Annotated in this window: 23 protein-coding genes and 1 pseudogene; 8 read left to right on the top strand and 16 right to left on the bottom strand. The window is 28.6% G+C overall.

All coding sequences use genetic code 11. From position 1 onward, the window contains the following. Nucleotides 1-22: 22 nt before the first annotated feature. A complete protein-coding gene (locus L3B98_RS05805) occupies nt 23-1,660 on the bottom strand; it encodes a hypothetical protein (RefSeq protein ID WP_238915943.1) in 1,638 nt (545 codons plus the stop codon). Then, entirely contained in the window at nt 1,647-2,378 is a 732-nt protein-coding gene (locus tag L3B98_RS05800) for an ABC transporter ATP-binding protein (RefSeq protein ID WP_015392629.1), read from the bottom strand. Before L3B98_RS05800 ends, L3B98_RS05805 begins: the two co-directional genes overlap by 14 nt. A gap of 193 nt (nt 2,379-2,571) precedes the next feature. Here L3B98_RS05800 and L3B98_RS05795 point away from each other — a divergent pair, with 193 nt between their 5' ends. Together L3B98_RS05795 and L3B98_RS05790 are read left to right on the top strand one after the other, a co-directional pair. Continuing rightward, complete coding sequence (locus L3B98_RS05795; RefSeq protein ID WP_238915942.1) at nt 2,572-2,709, top strand: hypothetical protein; 138 nt, start codon at nt 2,572-2,574, stop codon at nt 2,707-2,709. A gap of 32 nt (nt 2,710-2,741) precedes the next feature. Next, nucleotides 2,742-3,029, top strand: coding sequence for a hypothetical protein (locus L3B98_RS05790; protein ID WP_238915941.1), 288 nt, complete (start codon nt 2,742-2,744; stop codon nt 3,027-3,029). Nucleotides 3,030-3,099: 70 nt separating this feature from the next. Here the strand turns inward: L3B98_RS05790 and L3B98_RS05785 are convergent, their stop codons facing one another. Further along, nucleotides 3,100-3,480: a response regulator gene (locus tag L3B98_RS05785; protein ID WP_015392627.1), complete on the bottom strand. Its 381-nt coding sequence runs from the start codon at nt 3,478-3,480 to the stop codon at nt 3,100-3,102. Between the two features lie 302 nt (nt 3,481-3,782). Here L3B98_RS05785 and L3B98_RS05780 point away from each other — a divergent pair, with 302 nt between their 5' ends. Then, complete coding sequence (locus L3B98_RS05780; RefSeq protein ID WP_015392626.1) at nt 3,783-4,820, top strand: hypothetical protein; 1,038 nt, start codon at nt 3,783-3,785, stop codon at nt 4,818-4,820. Nucleotides 4,821-4,974: 154 nt separating this feature from the next. Here the strand turns inward: L3B98_RS05780 and L3B98_RS05775 are convergent, their stop codons facing one another. Together L3B98_RS05775 and L3B98_RS05770 are read right to left on the bottom strand one after the other, a co-directional pair. Then, complete coding sequence (locus L3B98_RS05775; protein WP_238915940.1) at nt 4,975-5,697, bottom strand: gamma-glutamyl-gamma-aminobutyrate hydrolase family protein; 723 nt, start codon at nt 5,695-5,697, stop codon at nt 4,975-4,977. Nucleotides 5,698-5,720: 23 nt separating this feature from the next. Further along, complete coding sequence (locus L3B98_RS05770; RefSeq protein WP_238915939.1) at nt 5,721-6,428, bottom strand: gamma-glutamyl-gamma-aminobutyrate hydrolase family protein; 708 nt, start codon at nt 6,426-6,428, stop codon at nt 5,721-5,723. Between the two features lie 233 nt (nt 6,429-6,661). Between L3B98_RS05770 and L3B98_RS05765 the strand changes: the two genes are divergently transcribed. Beyond that, nucleotides 6,662-7,309: an NAD(P)H-dependent oxidoreductase gene (locus L3B98_RS05765; RefSeq protein ID WP_238915938.1), complete on the top strand. Its 648-nt coding sequence runs from the start codon at nt 6,662-6,664 to the stop codon at nt 7,307-7,309. A gap of 130 nt (nt 7,310-7,439) precedes the next feature. On the opposite strand, the gene L3B98_RS05760 is transcribed toward L3B98_RS05765, so the two are convergent. After that, nucleotides 7,440-7,889: a cell wall-binding protein gene (locus L3B98_RS05760; RefSeq protein ID WP_077362681.1), complete on the bottom strand. Its 450-nt coding sequence runs from the start codon at nt 7,887-7,889 to the stop codon at nt 7,440-7,442. Between the two features lie 209 nt (nt 7,890-8,098). Between L3B98_RS05760 and L3B98_RS05755 the strand changes: the two genes are divergently transcribed. After that, complete coding sequence (locus L3B98_RS05755) at nt 8,099-8,506, top strand: secondary thiamine-phosphate synthase enzyme YjbQ (RefSeq protein WP_015392621.1); 408 nt, start codon at nt 8,099-8,101, stop codon at nt 8,504-8,506. Between the two features lie 115 nt (nt 8,507-8,621). Here the strand turns inward: L3B98_RS05755 and L3B98_RS05750 are convergent, their stop codons facing one another. The 6 genes from L3B98_RS05750 to L3B98_RS05725 form a co-directional block, all read right to left on the bottom strand. Then, nucleotides 8,622-8,837 (bottom strand): heavy metal-associated domain-containing protein, encoded by a 216-nt coding sequence (locus L3B98_RS05750; protein WP_015392620.1) that lies wholly within the window; start codon nt 8,835-8,837, stop codon nt 8,622-8,624. Between the two features lie 67 nt (nt 8,838-8,904). After that, nucleotides 8,905-9,480, bottom strand: a complete 576-nt coding sequence (locus L3B98_RS05745) for a nitroreductase family protein (RefSeq protein ID WP_077362679.1) — start codon at nt 9,478-9,480, stop codon at nt 8,905-8,907. Between the two features lie 16 nt (nt 9,481-9,496). Continuing rightward, nucleotides 9,497-10,177: a GTP pyrophosphokinase family protein gene (locus L3B98_RS05740; RefSeq protein WP_077366773.1), complete on the bottom strand. Its 681-nt coding sequence runs from the start codon at nt 10,175-10,177 to the stop codon at nt 9,497-9,499. A 114-nt stretch (nt 10,178-10,291) separates the two neighbouring features. Next, a complete protein-coding gene (locus L3B98_RS05735; RefSeq protein WP_238915937.1) occupies nt 10,292-10,789 on the bottom strand; it encodes a 3D domain-containing protein in 498 nt (165 codons plus the stop codon). Nucleotides 10,790-10,879: 90 nt separating this feature from the next. After that, a complete protein-coding gene (locus L3B98_RS05730) occupies nt 10,880-11,029 on the bottom strand; it encodes a hypothetical protein (RefSeq protein ID WP_238915936.1) in 150 nt (49 codons plus the stop codon). A gap of 52 nt (nt 11,030-11,081) precedes the next feature. Then, entirely contained in the window at nt 11,082-11,735 is a 654-nt protein-coding gene (locus L3B98_RS05725; protein WP_238915935.1) for an HAD family hydrolase, read from the bottom strand. 161 nt (nt 11,736-11,896) lie between these two features. Between L3B98_RS05725 and L3B98_RS05720 the strand changes: the two genes are divergently transcribed. Together L3B98_RS05720 and L3B98_RS05715 are read left to right on the top strand one after the other, a co-directional pair. Next, nucleotides 11,897-12,442 carry an NADH peroxidase gene (locus L3B98_RS05720; protein WP_238915934.1) on the top strand — a complete coding sequence of 182 codons (546 nt, stop codon included), beginning with the start codon at nt 11,897-11,899 and terminating at the stop codon, nt 12,440-12,442. 42 nt (nt 12,443-12,484) lie between these two features. Beyond that, nucleotides 12,485-12,808: a DUF1540 domain-containing protein gene (locus L3B98_RS05715; RefSeq protein ID WP_238915933.1), complete on the top strand. Its 324-nt coding sequence runs from the start codon at nt 12,485-12,487 to the stop codon at nt 12,806-12,808. Between the two features lie 117 nt (nt 12,809-12,925). Here the strand turns inward: L3B98_RS05715 and L3B98_RS05710 are convergent, their stop codons facing one another. Further along, nucleotides 12,926-13,957, bottom strand: coding sequence for a MerR family DNA-binding transcriptional regulator (locus L3B98_RS05710; RefSeq protein ID WP_238915932.1), 1,032 nt, complete (start codon nt 13,955-13,957; stop codon nt 12,926-12,928). Between the two features lie 150 nt (nt 13,958-14,107). Between L3B98_RS05710 and L3B98_RS05705 the strand changes: the two genes are divergently transcribed. Further along, on the top strand, nt 14,108-14,512 hold the full coding sequence (locus L3B98_RS05705; RefSeq protein ID WP_077362672.1) for a PTS sugar transporter subunit IIB: 405 nt from the start codon (nt 14,108-14,110) through the stop codon (nt 14,510-14,512). 100 nt (nt 14,513-14,612) lie between these two features. Here L3B98_RS05705 and L3B98_RS05700 read toward each other — a convergent pair. From L3B98_RS05700 to L3B98_RS05690, 3 genes and pseudogenes are all read right to left on the bottom strand, one after another. Further along, a pseudogene (locus L3B98_RS05700) lies at nt 14,613-15,071 on the bottom strand (HD domain-containing protein). A gap of 92 nt (nt 15,072-15,163) precedes the next feature. Continuing rightward, nucleotides 15,164-16,315 carry an HD-GYP domain-containing protein gene (locus L3B98_RS05695; RefSeq protein ID WP_015392610.1) on the bottom strand — a complete coding sequence of 384 codons (1,152 nt, stop codon included), beginning with the start codon at nt 16,313-16,315 and terminating at the stop codon, nt 15,164-15,166. 372 nt (nt 16,316-16,687) lie between these two features. Continuing rightward, entirely contained in the window at nt 16,688-18,130 is a 1,443-nt protein-coding gene (locus tag L3B98_RS05690) for a triacylglycerol lipase (RefSeq protein WP_238915931.1), read from the bottom strand. Between the last annotated feature and the right edge of the window lie 190 nt (nt 18,131-18,320).

Here is an 18,320-nt window from a genome sequence, read left to right as displayed (position 1 = left end):
TAAACAAGGATTCAAGAAAGTATTATTTATCATTTAAATATACCTTATAAACAAGCTTAATCAGAATTTTATATAAGATAAAACTTCCAATAAGAGCTAAGCTCATGCAAATTCCAAATATTACAATATAGTTCTGTATAAGAATATTTAGCACTACAAGAATTGCTGATATGACAAATATAATAAACATAATTAAAAGAGGCATGTAATTTTTCTTAAACATTGCTTTTTCATTTTCCCATTCTAATTTTGGCGATTTAAAATCAATAAATATTCCAAATAGTGATATTACCAATATTGCCGCTACAGATACTAAAAATCCTAAAATAAATAATAATGGGCTTACTCCAATTATAACAAGTGCTATAGCTACAATTATTGAACCGGCCCCATTTATACATACTGAAGAAATTATCTTTGAATATAATTGAGTTTTATAGGAAACAGGGATGTATTTAGATACTAAAATATCTCTTCCTTCCCTTGATAGTGCTGTAGCACTAGCTCCTCCTGTCATTACAGACATTGATGCTAAAACAAATGCACCCACAATAACAAATCCATAGATACTTGTGCCTTGGCTTAACATATTTCTTATTTCACTTATATTACTTCGTGATAGCATTGCAACTCCAAGTATTGCAGGCATGTAAAATATCATAGCTATACAATTAATAAAGTATGTCGGAGTTCTAAACATTATTTTAATATCTTTTATTACTAAAGCTTTCAACGGAGAATTTATCTGAATAAACTTTTTAACTTTCCCATTTTCTAAAATATTTTCTTTTTTACTATAAGATTCTGATATTCCTATTATTCCTTTTAAATATAACTTTCCGCCAATATATGAATATATAACAAATATAATTATGCTTAAAATTAAACCTAGAAGTATGTATATTAATCCCCTAGTTTCATTATTATAAAGCAATCCATATGAAGAAAATTTATTAGTAATAAAAATTCCTGTCATCATGTCCATCATACTATTATGACCTTCTGAAAATTTCAAAAGTGCCTGTTCCTGAGACATATTACCTTTTGAACCAGAATTTAAATAATTAAAAATAACAATTAAAATTAAAGTTGCACATCCTGTGAACATCCTAAATCCATCTTTATGTTTTGACAAACTCGTAAATCTCATAAGAATCATACAAATAATTGAAGCTAGAACCATAGGTAATACAGGAGTTATAATTAGTACAATTATAACGTACAAATAATAAAATATATTTGCTTTAGATACCACCCCAAAAGCTACTAAAGGAAGTATCAACATTGCAGTATAAATATACATATTTATTAATACTGCTGCAAATTTACCAATTACTAACTCACTACTTTTTATAGGAAGTGGCAATAAAACTTCTATATCATCTGAAAAATAAAATACATTCATTATTGTATATATTCCAAAGAAAAAACAAACAGTTGCTCCTGCAGAAATTATAAGCGATAACAACATACCTTCCTGACCAACAGCATGAAATTCTTCATAACCAAGCCCAACCATCATCGTAAATGGCATTGATATCATGCTTACTCCGAAAATCATTAATGCTACTAGAAATGCTGATTTTTTTTTGCTACTTCCAAACATTTCACCAAGGGCATTTTTTATGAAATATTTTGTTACAACACTAAGCCTGTTCATCTTCAGTCATCTCCAAGAACATTTCTTCTAAGGATTCATTTTCCTTGAATTTATCGTGCATATTTTCTAAAGTTCCATTGAATATTAATTGCCCCTTATTTATTATTGCTACTTTATCACAAATTTTTTCTGCAACTTCTAGTACATGAGTTGAAAAAATCACAGTGTTTCCTGCATCAGCATGTTCTCTCATCATTTCTTTTAATGTGAATGCAGCTTTTGGATCTAAACCAGTCATTGGTTCATCCAAAATCCACACCTTTGGATTATGTATCATAACTCCAATTAATACAATTTTTTGCCTCATTCCATGAGAATATGCTTGAATTTTATCGCCTAAAGCAGATTCCATTCCAAATCTTTTTGACATTTCCATTATTCTTTCTTCCCTATCTTCCTTAGAAACCCCGTAGACATCTGCCATAAAATTCAAATATTCTATTCCCGTTAATCTTAAAAACATATCTGGACTATCTGGAACATATCCAAATTGCTCTTTAGCTTTAATTGGATCTTTATTAATATTTATGTTATTAATTTCAATTATTCCATTAGTCGGCGCTATTATTCCAGTTATCATTTTAATTGTAGTAGTTTTTCCTGCGCCATTAGGTCCCAATAATCCATAAATCTCTCCATCATTTATTTGTAAATTCAAATTATCAACAGCTTTATATGTACCGTTATAACTCTTTGTTATATTGTCTATTCTTATCATAATAAAAGCCTCCCTTTCATAGGATTATTATACTAAATTTTAACTTCTTGGCAACTTAAAATAACCTTAATTTCCTAAAAATATAGATAATATAACAATCAATATTATTAAGTAACATATCTATAAATAAATATGAATATAGTTCGATAATAAATTTGTAATGTTATTCCATTTATAGAAAGGAGATATTTTTATGGAAATAAAAGTTGAAGAAAAAAATAATACTGCTTACGCTATTAATTCAAATAATAAATCAAACAATAATATTTCAAAATTTGAAACGATACTAGATATGAATCAAAAAAAAGCATTGAAATTGCTTTTGCAATAAAACGTATCATTGAAACAATAGGTCTAAATCCCATGGATTATGCACGAAAAGATTCTACTTTAGATGTTCGACAAATGCTTATTGACTACGATCATTCTAACAAACCTGCACTAACCACTCGTGAAGTAAGTGTTTTATATGATCAAATTAGTATTTTATATAGAAATGGTCTAATTACAGATGATGATTATTTTTATGTTTCTAAAGCCTTAGGTGCTAAATTAGAAGCAATTAAAGCAAAAATGCAACCAGAAAAGCAATTAATTTCCCTTATTGATAAAATAAAAAAGATCGATTCATATTATAACGATAAAAATTAAGAAAAAAGCTCATTAGATCTGCTTGTTAATCTAATGAGCTTTAAGTTAATATTCATATAAAATAAACTTCTTATGATATTATTTCTTTTACTTTTGAAATCAATTCATCTTTTATCAAATCTTTTTTAAGGAAAGTTGTTGCACCTAGAGCTTCTACAACACCTAATTCATTAGAAAAATTATATTGCCCACCATCAGAAAGAACAATTACCTTGGTTTGCTTATCTTTTTCTCTTAAATCGACTACAAATTCTAAACCGCTTTTTTTAGGCATGTAAATATCTGTAATTACTAAGTCAATATTTCCAAGCTCTTTAAACTTAACAAGTCCATCTTCGCCATTAATAGCTTCATACACATTATAATTTTCATCTTCTAAGAGACCTCTTATAAACATTCGAATACTTGCCGAATCATCGATTAATAGTATATTTTTCTCACTTTCCCTCATAGCTTAAAACCACCCTTCTTCAACCATCGAAATAAAACCAAACTAATACCTTAGCTCAAATAATTTATTGCATTATATAAGCATATTTTTTATAAATATGCTTTATGTATTTTTATAATACAATTATGTATAACATTACTATAACATTACGAACCGCAATTTTCAATATTTGAATACAATTTTCTCCAATTTATTATTACTTTAATTATATATTAACTCTATTTTTACAAATTAGATACTAACAACATTGTACTTCTTTGAATATAATATTGATAAATAAATCTTAAGGAGTTTTTAACTAAATGTTTAATGAATCAAATATTCCTTTCGAAGATGATATAAATTTTGAAAAATTTAATTTTTCAGCTCTTCCTTTTGAATCATTCGAAAGACAAAAAAATCTTTTTCCTTCAATGCCTGATGATAATATTCCCCCTGGATTAAATCAACCAAACTTTAATTATCCAGGTGGAACATTTAATCCTCCTGGAATACCTAAATCACCACCACCTAATTACATTCCTAAGAAAAATGCTCCTGAGGTGCAAAAACTTGGCGCCTATCCTGGAGAAGGTGGAATATCTACTAAAGCTGTAAGCTCAGGTTCAATAAGATTTTGTCTTTATAAATACACATACATTTGGGAAGTTAGTGGTAGAAATTATTGGGCCTTTTTATTAAATGTTGATAGGCGCTCTGCTTCTGGATTTAGATGGTTTAGAAATACTTGGGTTTATTGGGGGATAGACTTAAGAAGAATTGATTCTTTTATATGCTACCGAGCAGATGACATTAATGATAATTGTCCAACTTGTGATAATTTGACTAGAGATAAAAAGTCTCAAATAAATATTAACAAGGATTTCTCATTAAATGAAACAAGAGAGATATATTCAAATACTTTGTCTTCGATTGATATTCCAGAATTTAAAGAAGAAATTATAAATAAAGTTGTAGGTTGTATAGATGATACTATATTAAAAAATGATCTTCCTTGTGTTAAAACAAGAGATATTGGTTATAGGCTTACCTTAGAAGTAAGTTACCCATACAACTTTGATAATACAATTAAAAACACTATTAAAAATTTTGTTGATGAGGCGAGTGATGGCGCTACTAAAATTATCTCTGCTAATAGAAGTTATACCTCTTCAGATCCTCTTGAAGCATACAACGTATCTTTGGCATTAGTTCCAGAAGCCCTTAAAGCTTTTTCAGAATCATTCAACAAAAAGCTTAGTTCATTAGCCATATCTGAGAGTAACGCTATAACTTATTCAATAAGAAGTGAAAAGATTTATACCAATTGGAAACCTCTTATTAATACTAATCCATTTTAGTATACCCTGAAATTTCTGATAAATTTCAGCTATACTATTTATAAACTCAAAATATTAGAAATAAGCCTTTTAAAAATTTAAGTAGGCTTATTTCTCTTTATATTAGTTATTTAATTTTACCTTCATCAAATAAATCAGCTCAGCTTTATCCAAATTATTCCAATTCTTTTCCTGCCATATAAATAAATGTCTGAAATAACTTTAAAAATTCCGGATGATTTTCAATTAAGTTTTCTGGATGCCATTGAACTGCTACCAAAAATTTATCATTTGTACTTTCAATTCCTTCAACTATATTATCATTAGAAACTGCTGAAATTTTCAAATTTTCTCCTAGCTTCTTTACACTTTGATGATGAAATGAATTAACCTTTAAATCTTCTGTTTTAAATATATCAAATAATCTGCTACTTTTTTCTATTTTAACTGAATGATAGAGATTAGATCTTAAGGTTTGTCTTGGAGCATGACCATAACTATTAGGAATTTGAAAATTAATGTCTTGATACAAATTTCCTCCCAAAGCAATATTAATAAGCTGAAGACCTCTGCATATCCCTAAAATGGGAATATTCTTTATATAAACTTCCTTAAAAAGCTCCAACTCGAATTTATCTCTTTCCTCAATTATACATTGAACCTCTTTTCTTGGTTCCTCATTATAAAACAAAGGTGAAATATCTTCTCCTCCTGTGAATATAATTCCTTGAATTTTATCAATATAAACTTTTATATTCTCTATATTGTCACTAAATGGTATAAGAATTGGTGTTCCACCAGCTTTTTGTACTGCTTTAATATAATCATTATTTATAACACTGTATGCTTTTTTAGATTTAACTCTATTAGATAAAGCTAATCCAATTATTGGTTTCATTAGTTACTCCTCCTTAGCTAATTTTATACATTATCAATTAATGCTTTAAATAATTTCACAAAATCTTTGTGTTTTAAACTTAAATCTTCTGGATGCCATTGTACACCAACTAAAAACTTCCTACTAATGCCTTCAATTCCTTCTATAATTCCATCTTTTGCAGTGGCTGTAACTTTTAAGTTATCTCCTAAAGCTTTTATTGCTTGCTTATGAAAAGAATTCACTTCTAGTTCTCTACTTTTAAATATATCAAATAATTTACTATCTTTATCAACTATTACTTCATGAAAAAAATCATATACCTGCATCTCTGACTGCATGTGACCATGACAATTTGAAAATTGTAAATTAATATCTTGATATAAGCTCCCCCCTAAAGCCACATTAATTAGTTGAGCTCCTCTGCATATTCCTAGGATTGGCATATCCATATTATATGCCTCTAGAAAAAGATTGAATTCAAAATTATCTCTTGAATTATTTATTATAAACTCTATTTGTAGTGGATTTTCACCGTACTTCAAAGGAGATATATCTTCTCCTCCCATAAAAACAATTCCATCAATTATATTTAGATATGACTTTATATCTTCAAGCTCTTCTGTAATAGGAAGAAATAATGGCACTCCTCCTGCAGCTTCAACTGCTCTTAAATAGTTATTACTTGCTAAAGTAAATGATTTTTCTATTTCTATTTCATGCATAGTGGTTATACCTATTATAGGTTTCATTTTATTTCATCCTCTCCCTAGTCTTGCTGCCTACAATATTAATTGTAGTTCTTATCATAAGCATAGTCTTATTTTCTCCAATTGGTTTTATTATTTCACATTATAATAAATATAATAACATTATATTTATTATCTTAGAAATAAAAGATAATAATTTTATAAAGTATCTTAAATAAAATGTATGAACCAGTAAATACTATAGTTAAAATCATATTTAAGAAGGTGTTTAAAAAATGAAAATTTTACTTTATATTACAATAAATTCTAAACCCGAAGAGCTATCTGCCAGCAAAATTATTGGGTGTGAAGTAGTTAATAGATTTTTAACTAAACATACTGATTTTCAGCTTGAAGAATTAGATTTATATAAATGCCACATTCCTAGACTTGAATATCAATATTTTGAAAAAAGAAACTGCATGATAAAAGAAGAAGATTTTAATAAATTGAAGGAAGACGAAAAAAAAGAAGCTCATAAAATGGTAACACTAACAAATCAATTCAAAGCTGTAGATATGTATGTAATCACTGCTCCAATGTGGAGTCTTTCATTTCCTGCTCCTTTAAAAGAATATCTTGACTGTGTTATCATGGAAGGCAAAACCATACATATTGAACAAAACACTGTTGAAGGTTTATTAAATGATAAGCAGAGAGGTATGATATATGTGCAATCTTCTGGCAGTCCAATTCCATGGTACTTTAAATTAGTAATGAACAAAGGATTAAACTATGTACATGATATAGTAAAGTTTATGGGAATTAAAAGATTTGAAGAACTATTAGTAGATAATACTGGAACTTCAGAAGCAGAAAAAACTGAAGCTATTCAAATTGCAATGAGTAAAATCGATAGTGTTATTGATGATGTTTGGAGATAAATATATTAAAATTACTATGTTCACACTTTTATTTATAACTTGTACATATTCTGTAAATTAAGTAATCCCACACTTTAGCTAATTATTAATAGTTTACTAAAATAGCGATTACTTAATTTTTATGCAAATATTAACGACAATGTTGATGTTCTTCTCTCCATGCTCCATCAGGTCCCAAGTAATAAGCACCTATATAAACATCCTTAACCATAGCACCATAAACATTTAAATAATATAAATTTCCATTATACTCAAGCCATCCTGTCACCATTTTACCATCGCTATTTAAATAGTACCAATTACCCTTATCTTGAATCCATCCAGTTAGCATTTTCCCTGTTTGTAAGTCAAGATAATAGTAATTTCCCTCACTCTTAACCCATCCGGTTTTCATTATGCCTTTGTCATCATTGTAATACCAATATCCATTAGATTTGTACCACCCAGTCTGTACATCACTATAATATCGCCAACTATTATCAACACTCACCCAGCTGCCTGCATTTGCTGTAAAAGTAAATAATTCTCCAAAAATAATTCCACCTATTATTATCCTCATTAAATATTTGAATTTTATCATGTTTATATCACTCCATAACATATAAATTACGCTTACATATTATTTTTATTAACATAATTTTAAATATATAACACAAATATATATTATTGGAATAATATCCGTTATATTCTTTTTTAAATAAATGTACCTTACTTTTATATAAAGTATTTATATATTTAACCTTTTAATATATCATATATTATAATCAAAATATTTTTAGGAGGCTTTCTATGACTAATTTATTCAAACATTCAATCGAAATTATTCCTAGGCAAACTATGATTGATATCACACCATACATAAGAGAGGATATTAAAAACAGTAATATTGAAAATGGAATCGTAGTAGTTTATTGTCCTCATACTACTGCTGGAATTTCTGTAAATGAAAATGCTGATCCAGATGTAGTTCGTGATTTAATATATGGTTTTGAAAAAGTTTATCCATCTGTTGATGAAAATTATAAGCATTTCGAAGGAAATTCTCATGCTCATTTAAAATCGTCTACTATTGGTGCTTCGCAAACTTTTATTTTAAATAACGGAAATTTAATATTAGGAAGATGGCAGGATATTTATTTTTGTGAATTTGATGGGCCAAGAGATAGAACTTTCTATGTAAAAATATTAGAAGGCTAGAAATCATTTTACAGGTTACAGTGCACAGTTTACAGTTATGGTAGAAAAAACTACTAGCTTTTCATATATAAATTAAGAAATCCCCTAGGGGATTTCTTCCTCCAACTATAAACTTTTAATTGTGAACTGTAAACTGCCCAGCTCCTGTATTTTCTATACAGTCTTTGATTTCTCCTTGAGTCGCAGGAGTATTGTAAATTACTTCAACACTTCCACGGGCAAGATCTACACAAACTTTATTCACACCTTCAATTTTTTCAAGGGCATTTTTAATTTGAGTTTTCATATTTTCATTTGCTAATCCGTCAATAATATAATGCTCTCTTTCCATACCTACTCGTCTCCTTTATAATAAAGTCATAAGTATAGTATGTTCAAAATTAATATTTATATGAAAATTAATTTTCTTTTATAATCAACTGATCTAAAGTTCTTTTAGGTACATGGTGAACTTGATTTTTATCCCTCCAATATTTAATATCACCAGAATCATTTATAGTCTCAATTACAACCTCTTCCTTTGGATATCCTAATGCCAAAACTAAAGAAATTTCATATTGCTCAATTATATTAAGTTTTTCTCTTAGTTTATTCCTATCTATATTTGCGATTATACACCCTCCTAGATCTTTTTCAACAGCTCCAAGCAACATGCTTTGAACTGCTATACCATCATCTTGAGGAGAACCACTGCCATTAGTAGTGTCTTTAAGCAAAACTATATACGCACTTGGTTTTTCGCCTTCATCTGGACCATCCCACTCCTTAAAATATCCTGCCCAAAAAATGCAATCAAATATTTTATCATTTGAATCCTTTGTATTGGATAATATATATCTTAAAACTTGTTTATTAGCCCCTGAAGGTGATAATCTTGCTAAATCAACTAATTCCCTTAATTCATTTAGCTCAATGTTTTTTTCTTGATAAAATCTTCTATAAGATCTATTTTTTAATACACTATCCTTAATCACTTTCATCCATCTCCAATCATCTTAATTTTTCAACTTCATTATGTATATCCTGCATCCTCATATCTGTTGATGCTATAAGTTCTGCACATTCCTTTAAATCTCGTGTAATATGTGTTGGACTTTCTCCAGAAGTTTTGTAATACAATTTATGTTCAAGGCTTGCCCAAAAATCCATGGCAATGGTTCTTACTTGAACCTCAACTCTAACAGGCTCCACATGATCAGAGAAAAATATTGGTACTTCTACAACCAAATGTAAACTTCTATAACCATTAGACTTTGGGGTACTTATATAATCCTTTTCTTCAATTAATGTTATATCATCTTGCCTTATAAGCATCTTTGCAATTTCGTATATATCTCCTACAAAAGAGCATATAACTCTAATACCTGCAATATCATTAAGATTCTTTTTTGCAGATTCAATACTCATTTCAAGACCTTTGCGATGTAGTTTATCCATAATGCTGCCTGGCGTTTTTACTCTAGACTTCATATATTCTATTGGATTTCTTTTTCTCTTTATTTTTAGTTCATCATCTAATATCTCTAATTTAGTTCTCACTTCTTTAATAGCTGAGCGATAAACTAACAAAACTTCGTTTAACTCTTCCACCTTCTCTTCAACAAATTCTGGTGAAATAATCATTTCATCATTTTCCCTAACAACTTTACTATTTTCTTCCGACTGCCCCATAAGCATTTTGTCCTCCTTTGTTATAAAATAATTTGATATTTTATAACACCAATCTCTTTTCACTCTATTTCTAAAAATATTTTAATTGAATTTTATAAAAACTTCAAGTTGATATTATTTCAATAAATATACAATAGTCTTCTTACGTCCAAATTCCTTGACTTGCTCATGCGTAGGTAGCCACACATCTATAATATATGTACCATCACTTTTTATTTTAACTGCACCACCTCTATCCTCAACATCAAATAAGCAATCCTCTTTAAATTTCTTTAAATCTGGAATAAATAATTTGCTTCCTAAAGATATTTCCTTAGGGGTAGCAACAACACCTACTCTTGTATGTGTCTGCATTGCAGTCTGAGACCCCCACTGCTCAGAACATATAGCACAATTACAATAAGCTGTCAATTCTGCTTTTATTGGAACAAATCCAGTTGGTACATTTATTTCATTTTCTTTGGCTTCACTAACGTTCTCATTCTCATCCTTCTGCATTGCTGATGCCTTAGAGATATCATATACTGCAAATTTAAAATATCCTAGTACTCCACCTAAAACAACTGCTAAACATATATATGTAGCACACACGTATTTCTCTAACCTTGTCAACAAATCCCACCACGCTATCCTTATAAATCGACTAAATAATATTTAATTATGGCATAATATTTATCATTTAGCATTATTATACTAATATTATTATAGTATATTTTTAAGTATCTTAAAAGCTTTTGTAACTTTTTGGTATAAAATCAATTCACCACAAACTACTTGTTTACTTAAAATTATGTCAACAAAAAGCAGGCAACCAATCTGAAAATTACTTGGTACACCTGCTAATTTAATCAACTTAAATTTTACTCTTAATTAAGCTTCACTTTCAATATTTAAATATGCTCTTTTATAAAATAATATCTATTAATTCGTCCACATTTTTTATAATATGGTCTGCCCTAGCTTGAGTTAATTCTATTACATCACCATATCCATAAAGAACACCTATTGATTTAATATTATTTTCCTTAGCACCAATTATATCATGTTCCCTGTCGCCAATCATAATAGTTTTCGATAAATCAGATACTTGTGCCTCTTTTAAAGCATACTTAATGACATCACCTTTGCTTACTCTTGTTTCCTCAAAATCTGCACCACCCACAAAAGTAAAATATTCGTCAATCTTAAAGTATTTCAATATTTCTTTTGCATACACTTCAGGCTTTGATGTAGCAAGTATGATTTTTTTATTACTTTTCTTAAGTTTGTCTAAAACTTCAACAATTCCATCATATAAACTATTTTCATAAATCCCTTTATCTGCATAATACTCTCTGTATTTTCTTAGACCTAATTCTGCTTTTTCATCATCAAAATTATAAAATCTTTTGAATGAATCCTTTAATGGTGGACCTATAAATTTGTTCAATTCCTTAATATTTTCTACTTCAATTCCAAAAGCTTTTAAAGCATATTGAACAGATTTTGTTATTCCTTCACCAGAATCAGTAATTGTTCCATCTAAATCAAACAATATATATTCAAACTTATTATCCAAATGAAAATCCTCCCTATTGTCTAGACTTTTACAATATATCAATAAATTATAACATATTTTTCTATATAAATTTAATTAATAAATTTATTTTCAAATGGTAATACTATTTCTTAGGTTATATGATAACTAAAAATAACAAATTGTTTATGGAGGAATTTTACATGAAAAGATTTATTTGTACTATTTGTGGTTATATCCATGAAGGTGATACTCCACCAGAAATTTGTCCTATTTGCAAAGCAGGTGCTGACAAATTTAAAGAGATGAAAGATGAATTAAATTTTGCTGATGAGCATAGAATTGGAATTGCAAACGGACTAAATGATGAATTATTAGAAGGCTTGCGAGCTAATTTTATAGGGGAATGCACTGAAGTTGGAATGTATTTAGCCATGTCTCGTCAAGCAGATAGAGAAGGTTATCCTGAAGTTGGTGAAGCATATAAGAGAATTGCCTTTGAAGAAGCAGAGCATGCAGCAAAATTTGCTGAAATTCTCGGTGAAGTTGTAGTCCCTGATACAAAGTCTAATTTAAGCGCCAGAGTCGAAGCAGAATATGGTGCTTGTGAGGGCAAAAAGAAACTTGCAACAATTGCTAAGGAAAATAATTTAGATGCAATACACGATACAGTCCATGAAATGTGTAAAGATGAAGCTAGACATGGAAGAGCATTTAAGGGTTTGCTTGATAGGTACTTCAGTAAATAAAATTTATGAATTTATGCTTATATAAAAAGGAGTGTGTTTTTTATGGAAAGAATTAATTGTAATGTTTCTAATTGTTCACACAATAAAACTGGAATTTGTTATTCCAACAGAGTTGATATTGGTGGAATGTCTGCAAATAGTACACAAGGAACTTGTTGTGGATCATTTTTACATGAATACCATTATAGTCAATTAACTAATAATACAAATTCACAAGGTCAATGCGATGCACTTACTTGCAACGTTGAAAGTTGCATTCATAACTCAAATAGATTGTGTGGACTAGAGTCTGTATATGTATCAGGAAACGGTGCTCAAATTTATTCTGAAACAAGATGTTCTAGTTTTGATTCTAAAGACGAGTAATTTATATATACAAATAGGCAGTTAATATTTAAGTTGAACTGCTCCCTTTCTACCATAGGGGCACAATATCAAGTTTAAACTGCCTATTGCTCTTATTATTTTATTTTACATATAAACTCATTTAATCCTATTTGCTACAATAATACCCACTAGTGGATGTAACTTGTGTACTTCTACAGTAAAATTAAAGTTTGAAAAACATTCCATTAGTTCTTCAACCCTAGATGGAAAATCAACTTCCGGCCCATATCCAACTACATCAAACTCATCTTTATTATTTTGAGGATTTTCAAAAAACATCAAATCACCGATAATAATTTTTTCTAAGGCTTCCCCACCTATATCAATCATTTTTTTAATAGCTTTTTGTTTATAATAAGTGGATAAATGATGTAAAGCATAATTAGTTATAATTTTAGTAATACCTTTCTTATACAAATCAACATTTAATTCAGGCTCCTCAAATGTTCCCATATATAATTCTATATTTGATACCTTTTCGTTTTTTAAATTAATCTTAGCTTGACTTAGCATACCTTCGCTGATATCTATACCAATTCCTAATCTTACTTTTGTTGATAATTCAATTAATTGTTTTCCTGTACCACACCCTAAATCAAGTATGACATCCTTAATCTGAGGCCTTACTAATTCATTTATTAATTCTGCTGTTTTAGACCTCCAGTAGTAACTATCAGTAACGTATTTTTTACTTGCATTGTTAAATCTTTGTTTTGCTTTTGTCTCCATATTTGTAATCTTGATAATATCAATAAGCTGCTGAACCTCCAAATTATTATAATTTTCAAGCTGCGCTTTTGCCTTGTATAAAGCAGTAAGAACTATATCAATATGCTTTTTACTTTCCTCCAAAGCTCTTGTTTGGACATCAATCATACTATGCATATTTTCGTGTTTATTATTTATTAGTTGTTTAATCTCATCAAGGGATAATCCAATAAATTTCAATGTAGTAACCTGTTGTAATTTAATAAAATCTTCATCACAATAAATTCTATAACCAGAATCTGTCTTTACAGAAGGTTGCAGCAATCCAATCTTATCATAATACCGTAAGGCTTTCACAGTTACACCTGACCTTTTAGCAAACTCACTAATTTTCAAGATTTCACCTCCCTTCAAAAACATTTTAAATCCTCCCCTAAGTGGAAAGTCAACAATAATTCTTCATAAATTAAAATAATATTTAAATAAAGGTAATTTTGCTAATATATTGAATCGAAACACTCATTTTGATATGATTGACTTATTAAATATCATATATATGGAGGCCTTAAAATGATAAAAATACTTTTATGCTGTGGCGGTGGTTTTTCTTCAAGTGCTTTATGCCATAAAGTTGAAAAAGAAATCTCTGAAAATAATATGCAAAATGATTTTTTTATTGAATTTTCTGCTTTTGCATTGATAAAAAAGAGAATTAATGAATTTGATATAATTGTATGCTGCCCTCATCTGATAATGAGTGTAAATAGATTTCTTAAAAATTCAAATCCCGATAAACCAATTTATATCCTTCCACCAAGAATGTATGGATTAATTAGCTTTAAGGAATTGGCCTTAGATGTTATAGATATAATCGATTTGTATAACAAAAATAAAATTAACCCTGTACATTTTCCTGGAGAAGAAAATACCATGATGATTACAAGAAATGTTGCTTATAGAAATAGCAAAAAATAGATTGAATTTCACCATAAATTATAATGATGTAGGAAACATACATTAGAACTTCCTACATCACTAACTATCATGATACAAATTCATTTCGTTCGCTATAATTTTACAAATACAAATTATCTAAAAACACTGTTCCAGCTTTTGTTTTAAAATATTTTTCCTTAATACTTTGAATTTGAGGCATTTTAATTTCATCTTCATAAATATTAACCAAAAAATCGGCTTCTATTAATATTTGATAATCTATCCCATCAATTTTACTTTATGTATGATGATGTCCAATTAAATAACATACTCTATCAATAAACTTCAAATCATAATCAAGCCCTAAAAGCATTTCTTTTGCAACTGGTGGGCCCTCAATTTCTTGATAATTCCCTGCTGAAGAATTATATTTTTCTTCACTAACTTTAATTCCTATATCATGCATTACAGCTGCTACTTCCAAAACTTCTTGAGCAGCCTTATCTAAATTTTCTAATTCACCAATAGACTTAGCAAATGAAAATACCTTCAAAAAGTGATTAACTCTTCTTGGATCACCAGCATAATATTTTATCATTTAATTTATTATGATACTTATCTTTTCTTTCATACTTTCCATTTGAAACGCCAACTAGCTTTCTCGTTCCAAATTTAATTTCCTCCTTTTTCTTATTTTGAAAATATTTTTATTGCAACCTTTGCTATTTCAGGATTAAATTGCTTTCCCATTTCCTTCTTTATTATGTTTAATGCATCCTCTGTAGATAATGCCTTTCTATATGCTCTTTCCGAAGTCATTGCATCGTAAGCATCCGCTACTTGAATAATTTGAGCTTCTAAAGGTATTTCATTATTCTTTAAACCTCGTGGGTATCCAGATCCATCATAATTTTCATGATGATTATAGGCAAAATTAGTTATTGTAGAAAAGCCTCTAATTTTTTCTAAAATGGTCTTGGTATACACTGGATGCTGCTTGATAATACCGTATTCTTCTTCAGTTAATTTACCTGGTTTATTTAATATTTCTGTGGAGATTCCAATCTTCCCAATATCATGTAACAAAGCAGCTGTACTAATATCATTAATTTTAACCTTAGGAAGTTCAAGTTCTTCTGCAATTGCGCAACTGTATTCCCTTACTCTTTTTGCATGACCTTCAGTATATTTATCATTAACTTCAATAGCCGATACCAATGCTGTTACTATATCGTCGTACATCTTTTTTTCCTTCTCATGAAAAGTTTTCATAGCATAGAAGTTAGATATAATTTGAGCATAAAACTTTAATACTTTCTTTGAATCTTTGGAAAAGCTTTTTTTATCAAAGCACTCAAAACATATTATTCCTACATTCACACCTTCGACTTGAATTGGTGCATATAGTGATGTATAACTATTGTAGGTTCCCAGTGATTTAAATATATTAATCATTTCTTCAGAATATTTTGAATCATCACGTCTTTCTATATAAATCTCATATGCTTCTATGCTTGACACATCTGAACATTGATACTCAATAAATGCATCCTCTCTCTTAAATTCAAGCTTTCTTAATACATCCATATCATAACCGTTACAAAATATTGGCACATACTTATCTTCTACAAGTTCAAAAAATGATCCCTTTTGTGCTTCAGGTATAAGTTTAAATGCACCAACAAAAATTTTCTCTAAGAAATCGTCTTTACTCATTTTATGCATATTCTCAAAAGAATCAAATACATTAACTATTTTACTATAATTCACATCATCATTTTCATAACTAACATTATCTGAATAGTTAAAAAACACCGATAATTCTTCTGCTATTTCTTTCATTAAATTATCCCCCTAAAATAAAATCAGTAACTCAATAATAAAGAAAATTCTCCCCCTAATCTTTACATATATTATAGCATGTCATTTTCATATTAAGAAGTATACTGTTTTTATTTTAGAATTTCAATTAAAATTAATACTTATCAACCATAGTTCCTAACATCGCATGTTTTATCATAGGATTTTTTTGAATAGACCTAAGTTCTTTAGTATTCCTACAACTGCTACTCCACTTATTCTAAAATTATTTTCTTCTATATTTTTCACATATTAATGGTACCACATATATATAACTATCAAATATGGAAAATGTGAACTAAAGATATAATTTTTTATAAAAAAACACCTGATAGCTTTTAAATAATCAGGTATTTAATATCCTTTACGTTTTAATTCAGATACTATTTCTATATATTTTTTTACAACCTCAAATTCTTTATAATCAGCCCTCCTAAAATCAACTATATCTGCATGAGAAATCCCACGTCTATATTTATTTCTCAAGATTCCCTTAAACTCTCCCCATTTAGCTGATTCAACAGATACGAGCCCATCATTTTCTCCATCTATTGCTTTAATTATAAGATATGGTATTGAAAGTACATAATCACTAATCACACATTTTAAAGCAGTGACATAACTTTGATAATAAACCTGCTTATCATCTTTTACTTCTTCATTAAATCTTTTACTATTAAAAGTTGAAAATTGCCTGCTGGCAGTATAAAAATCAGGTTTTTTATCTCCTTGATGCGCATAATATTTATCAAAAAGCCATGCGACTCCTTTATATAACCAATTAGGAAGCTTACATGCTTTATCTACAAATTTACAGCCCCTATGTGGCGTTGAAATTGTAGTTAAAGAGGCAACATAATTTCCCATCTTTAATTTACTAATTACATAGCGTGCATCTAAGCCACCTTTTGAATGAGCAATTATATTTACCTTTTCTGCATTTGTTTCTTTTAAAACCCGAATAATTCTTTCTTTAATTTCATAAGCATTATATTCAATAGTCCCCCATGCCTCCTGATTTCCATAATAAATCTCAGCTCCATTTTTAATTAACTCCTTAGGTATTCTTCCCCAATAATTTATATATTTATAGTCTCTAAACCCCACACCATGAACAAGCATTAGAGGGTACTTTGTCTTGCAAACATCTGATTCAATTTTAATTTCATTATTATTAACTTTATAACTTTCATGATCATACTCTGAGCCCGCCACATGAATTAAGTATAGCATTATGAAAATATTTATCCCCGGCACTAAACTTATAATCCCTATAAAATACTTTCTAGCTATACTTAACTTGTTTGAAACAAATAAAATTCTTATTGTTCCATTGAAAAGTAAAATTGAAATGCTAACTATTAAAACAATAATATCCAATATGAATATATGTTTTGGTATATTAACATTCTTCACAATATTAATACCAATAGTATATATAGGTACTTGAATCATTAATGTATATAATCCATACAGGATAAGACCTCTGCCACTAAGCATTACCTTTAACCTTTGAGTAATATTTTCTTTTTTATTGCCTGGAGGCAGGTTTATCCTTAACCAAATATATAAAATAAAAAGAATTGTTATCAAGCTAATCCAACTTAACACAAAATAATTATTTACTAAGAATGAATTGTTTATTAAAAAATATTCAAGTAGAACAATATGTGGTGCAAAGAATAAATAAACATTAAAAAAACTTCTCTTAAGCAATGTAATCTTCTTTACATTGTCTAGACAAACTAACAATATAATGACTACACTTAAAATAAAGGCTATTGTAAAAGCAATCACTATTCTGCTTCTCCTTTTAAAAATAATTTTTTCGTAAAATACCAATTTAACTATATTTTATCCAATTTATATGTCTATATTCGTTAATTAATTTAATAAAAAAACTACCCAATTCTTTTCAAATTGGATAGCATAGCGAAAATTTCACTAGTCCTGTGGACGATAAATATATCTGATTTTGGTAATTGTC

Source organism: Clostridium sp. YIM B02555 (genome assembly GCF_022320955.1).
Lineage (GTDB): Bacteria > Bacillota > Clostridia > Clostridiales > Clostridiaceae > Clostridium > Clostridium saccharoperbutylacetonicum.
This window is presented reverse-complemented; position numbering and strand designations above follow the sequence as displayed.

Excerpts from the sequence above, each read along its gene's own strand:
- L3B98_RS05805 (WP_238915943.1), bottom strand. The coding sequence starts at position 1,660 with ATGAACAGGCTTAGTGTTGTAACAAAATATTTCATAAAAAATGCCCTT.
- L3B98_RS05800 (WP_015392629.1), bottom strand. The coding sequence starts at position 2,378 with ATGATAAGAATAGACAATATAACAAAGAGTTATAACGGTACATATAAA.
- L3B98_RS05795 (WP_238915942.1), top strand. The coding sequence starts at position 2,572 with ATGGAAATAAAAGTTGAAGAAAAAAATAATACTGCTTACGCTATTAAT.
- L3B98_RS05790 (WP_238915941.1), top strand. The coding sequence starts at position 2,742 with ATGGATTATGCACGAAAAGATTCTACTTTAGATGTTCGACAAATGCTT.
- L3B98_RS05785 (WP_015392627.1), bottom strand. The coding sequence starts at position 3,480 with ATGAGGGAAAGTGAGAAAAATATACTATTAATCGATGATTCGGCAAGT.
- L3B98_RS05780 (WP_015392626.1), top strand. The coding sequence starts at position 3,783 with ATGTTTAATGAATCAAATATTCCTTTCGAAGATGATATAAATTTTGAA.
- L3B98_RS05775 (WP_238915940.1), bottom strand. The coding sequence starts at position 5,697 with ATGAAACCAATAATTGGATTAGCTTTATCTAATAGAGTTAAATCTAAA.
- L3B98_RS05770 (WP_238915939.1), bottom strand. The coding sequence starts at position 6,428 with ATGAAACCTATAATAGGTATAACCACTATGCATGAAATAGAAATAGAA.
- L3B98_RS05765 (WP_238915938.1), top strand. The coding sequence starts at position 6,662 with ATGAAAATTTTACTTTATATTACAATAAATTCTAAACCCGAAGAGCTA.
- L3B98_RS05760 (WP_077362681.1), bottom strand. The coding sequence starts at position 7,889 with ATGATAAAATTCAAATATTTAATGAGGATAATAATAGGTGGAATTATT.
- L3B98_RS05755 (WP_015392621.1), top strand. The coding sequence starts at position 8,099 with ATGACTAATTTATTCAAACATTCAATCGAAATTATTCCTAGGCAAACT.
- L3B98_RS05750 (WP_015392620.1), bottom strand. The coding sequence starts at position 8,837 with ATGGAAAGAGAGCATTATATTATTGACGGATTAGCAAATGAAAATATG.
- L3B98_RS05740 (WP_077366773.1), bottom strand. The coding sequence starts at position 10,177 with ATGGGGCAGTCGGAAGAAAATAGTAAAGTTGTTAGGGAAAATGATGAA.
- L3B98_RS05720 (WP_238915934.1), top strand. The coding sequence starts at position 11,897 with ATGAAAAGATTTATTTGTACTATTTGTGGTTATATCCATGAAGGTGAT.
- L3B98_RS05715 (WP_238915933.1), top strand. The coding sequence starts at position 12,485 with ATGGAAAGAATTAATTGTAATGTTTCTAATTGTTCACACAATAAAACT.
- L3B98_RS05710 (WP_238915932.1), bottom strand. The coding sequence starts at position 13,957 with ATGTTTTTGAAGGGAGGTGAAATCTTGAAAATTAGTGAGTTTGCTAAA.
- L3B98_RS05705 (WP_077362672.1), top strand. The coding sequence starts at position 14,108 with ATGATAAAAATACTTTTATGCTGTGGCGGTGGTTTTTCTTCAAGTGCT.
- L3B98_RS05695 (WP_015392610.1), bottom strand. The coding sequence starts at position 16,315 with ATGAAAGAAATAGCAGAAGAATTATCGGTGTTTTTTAACTATTCAGAT.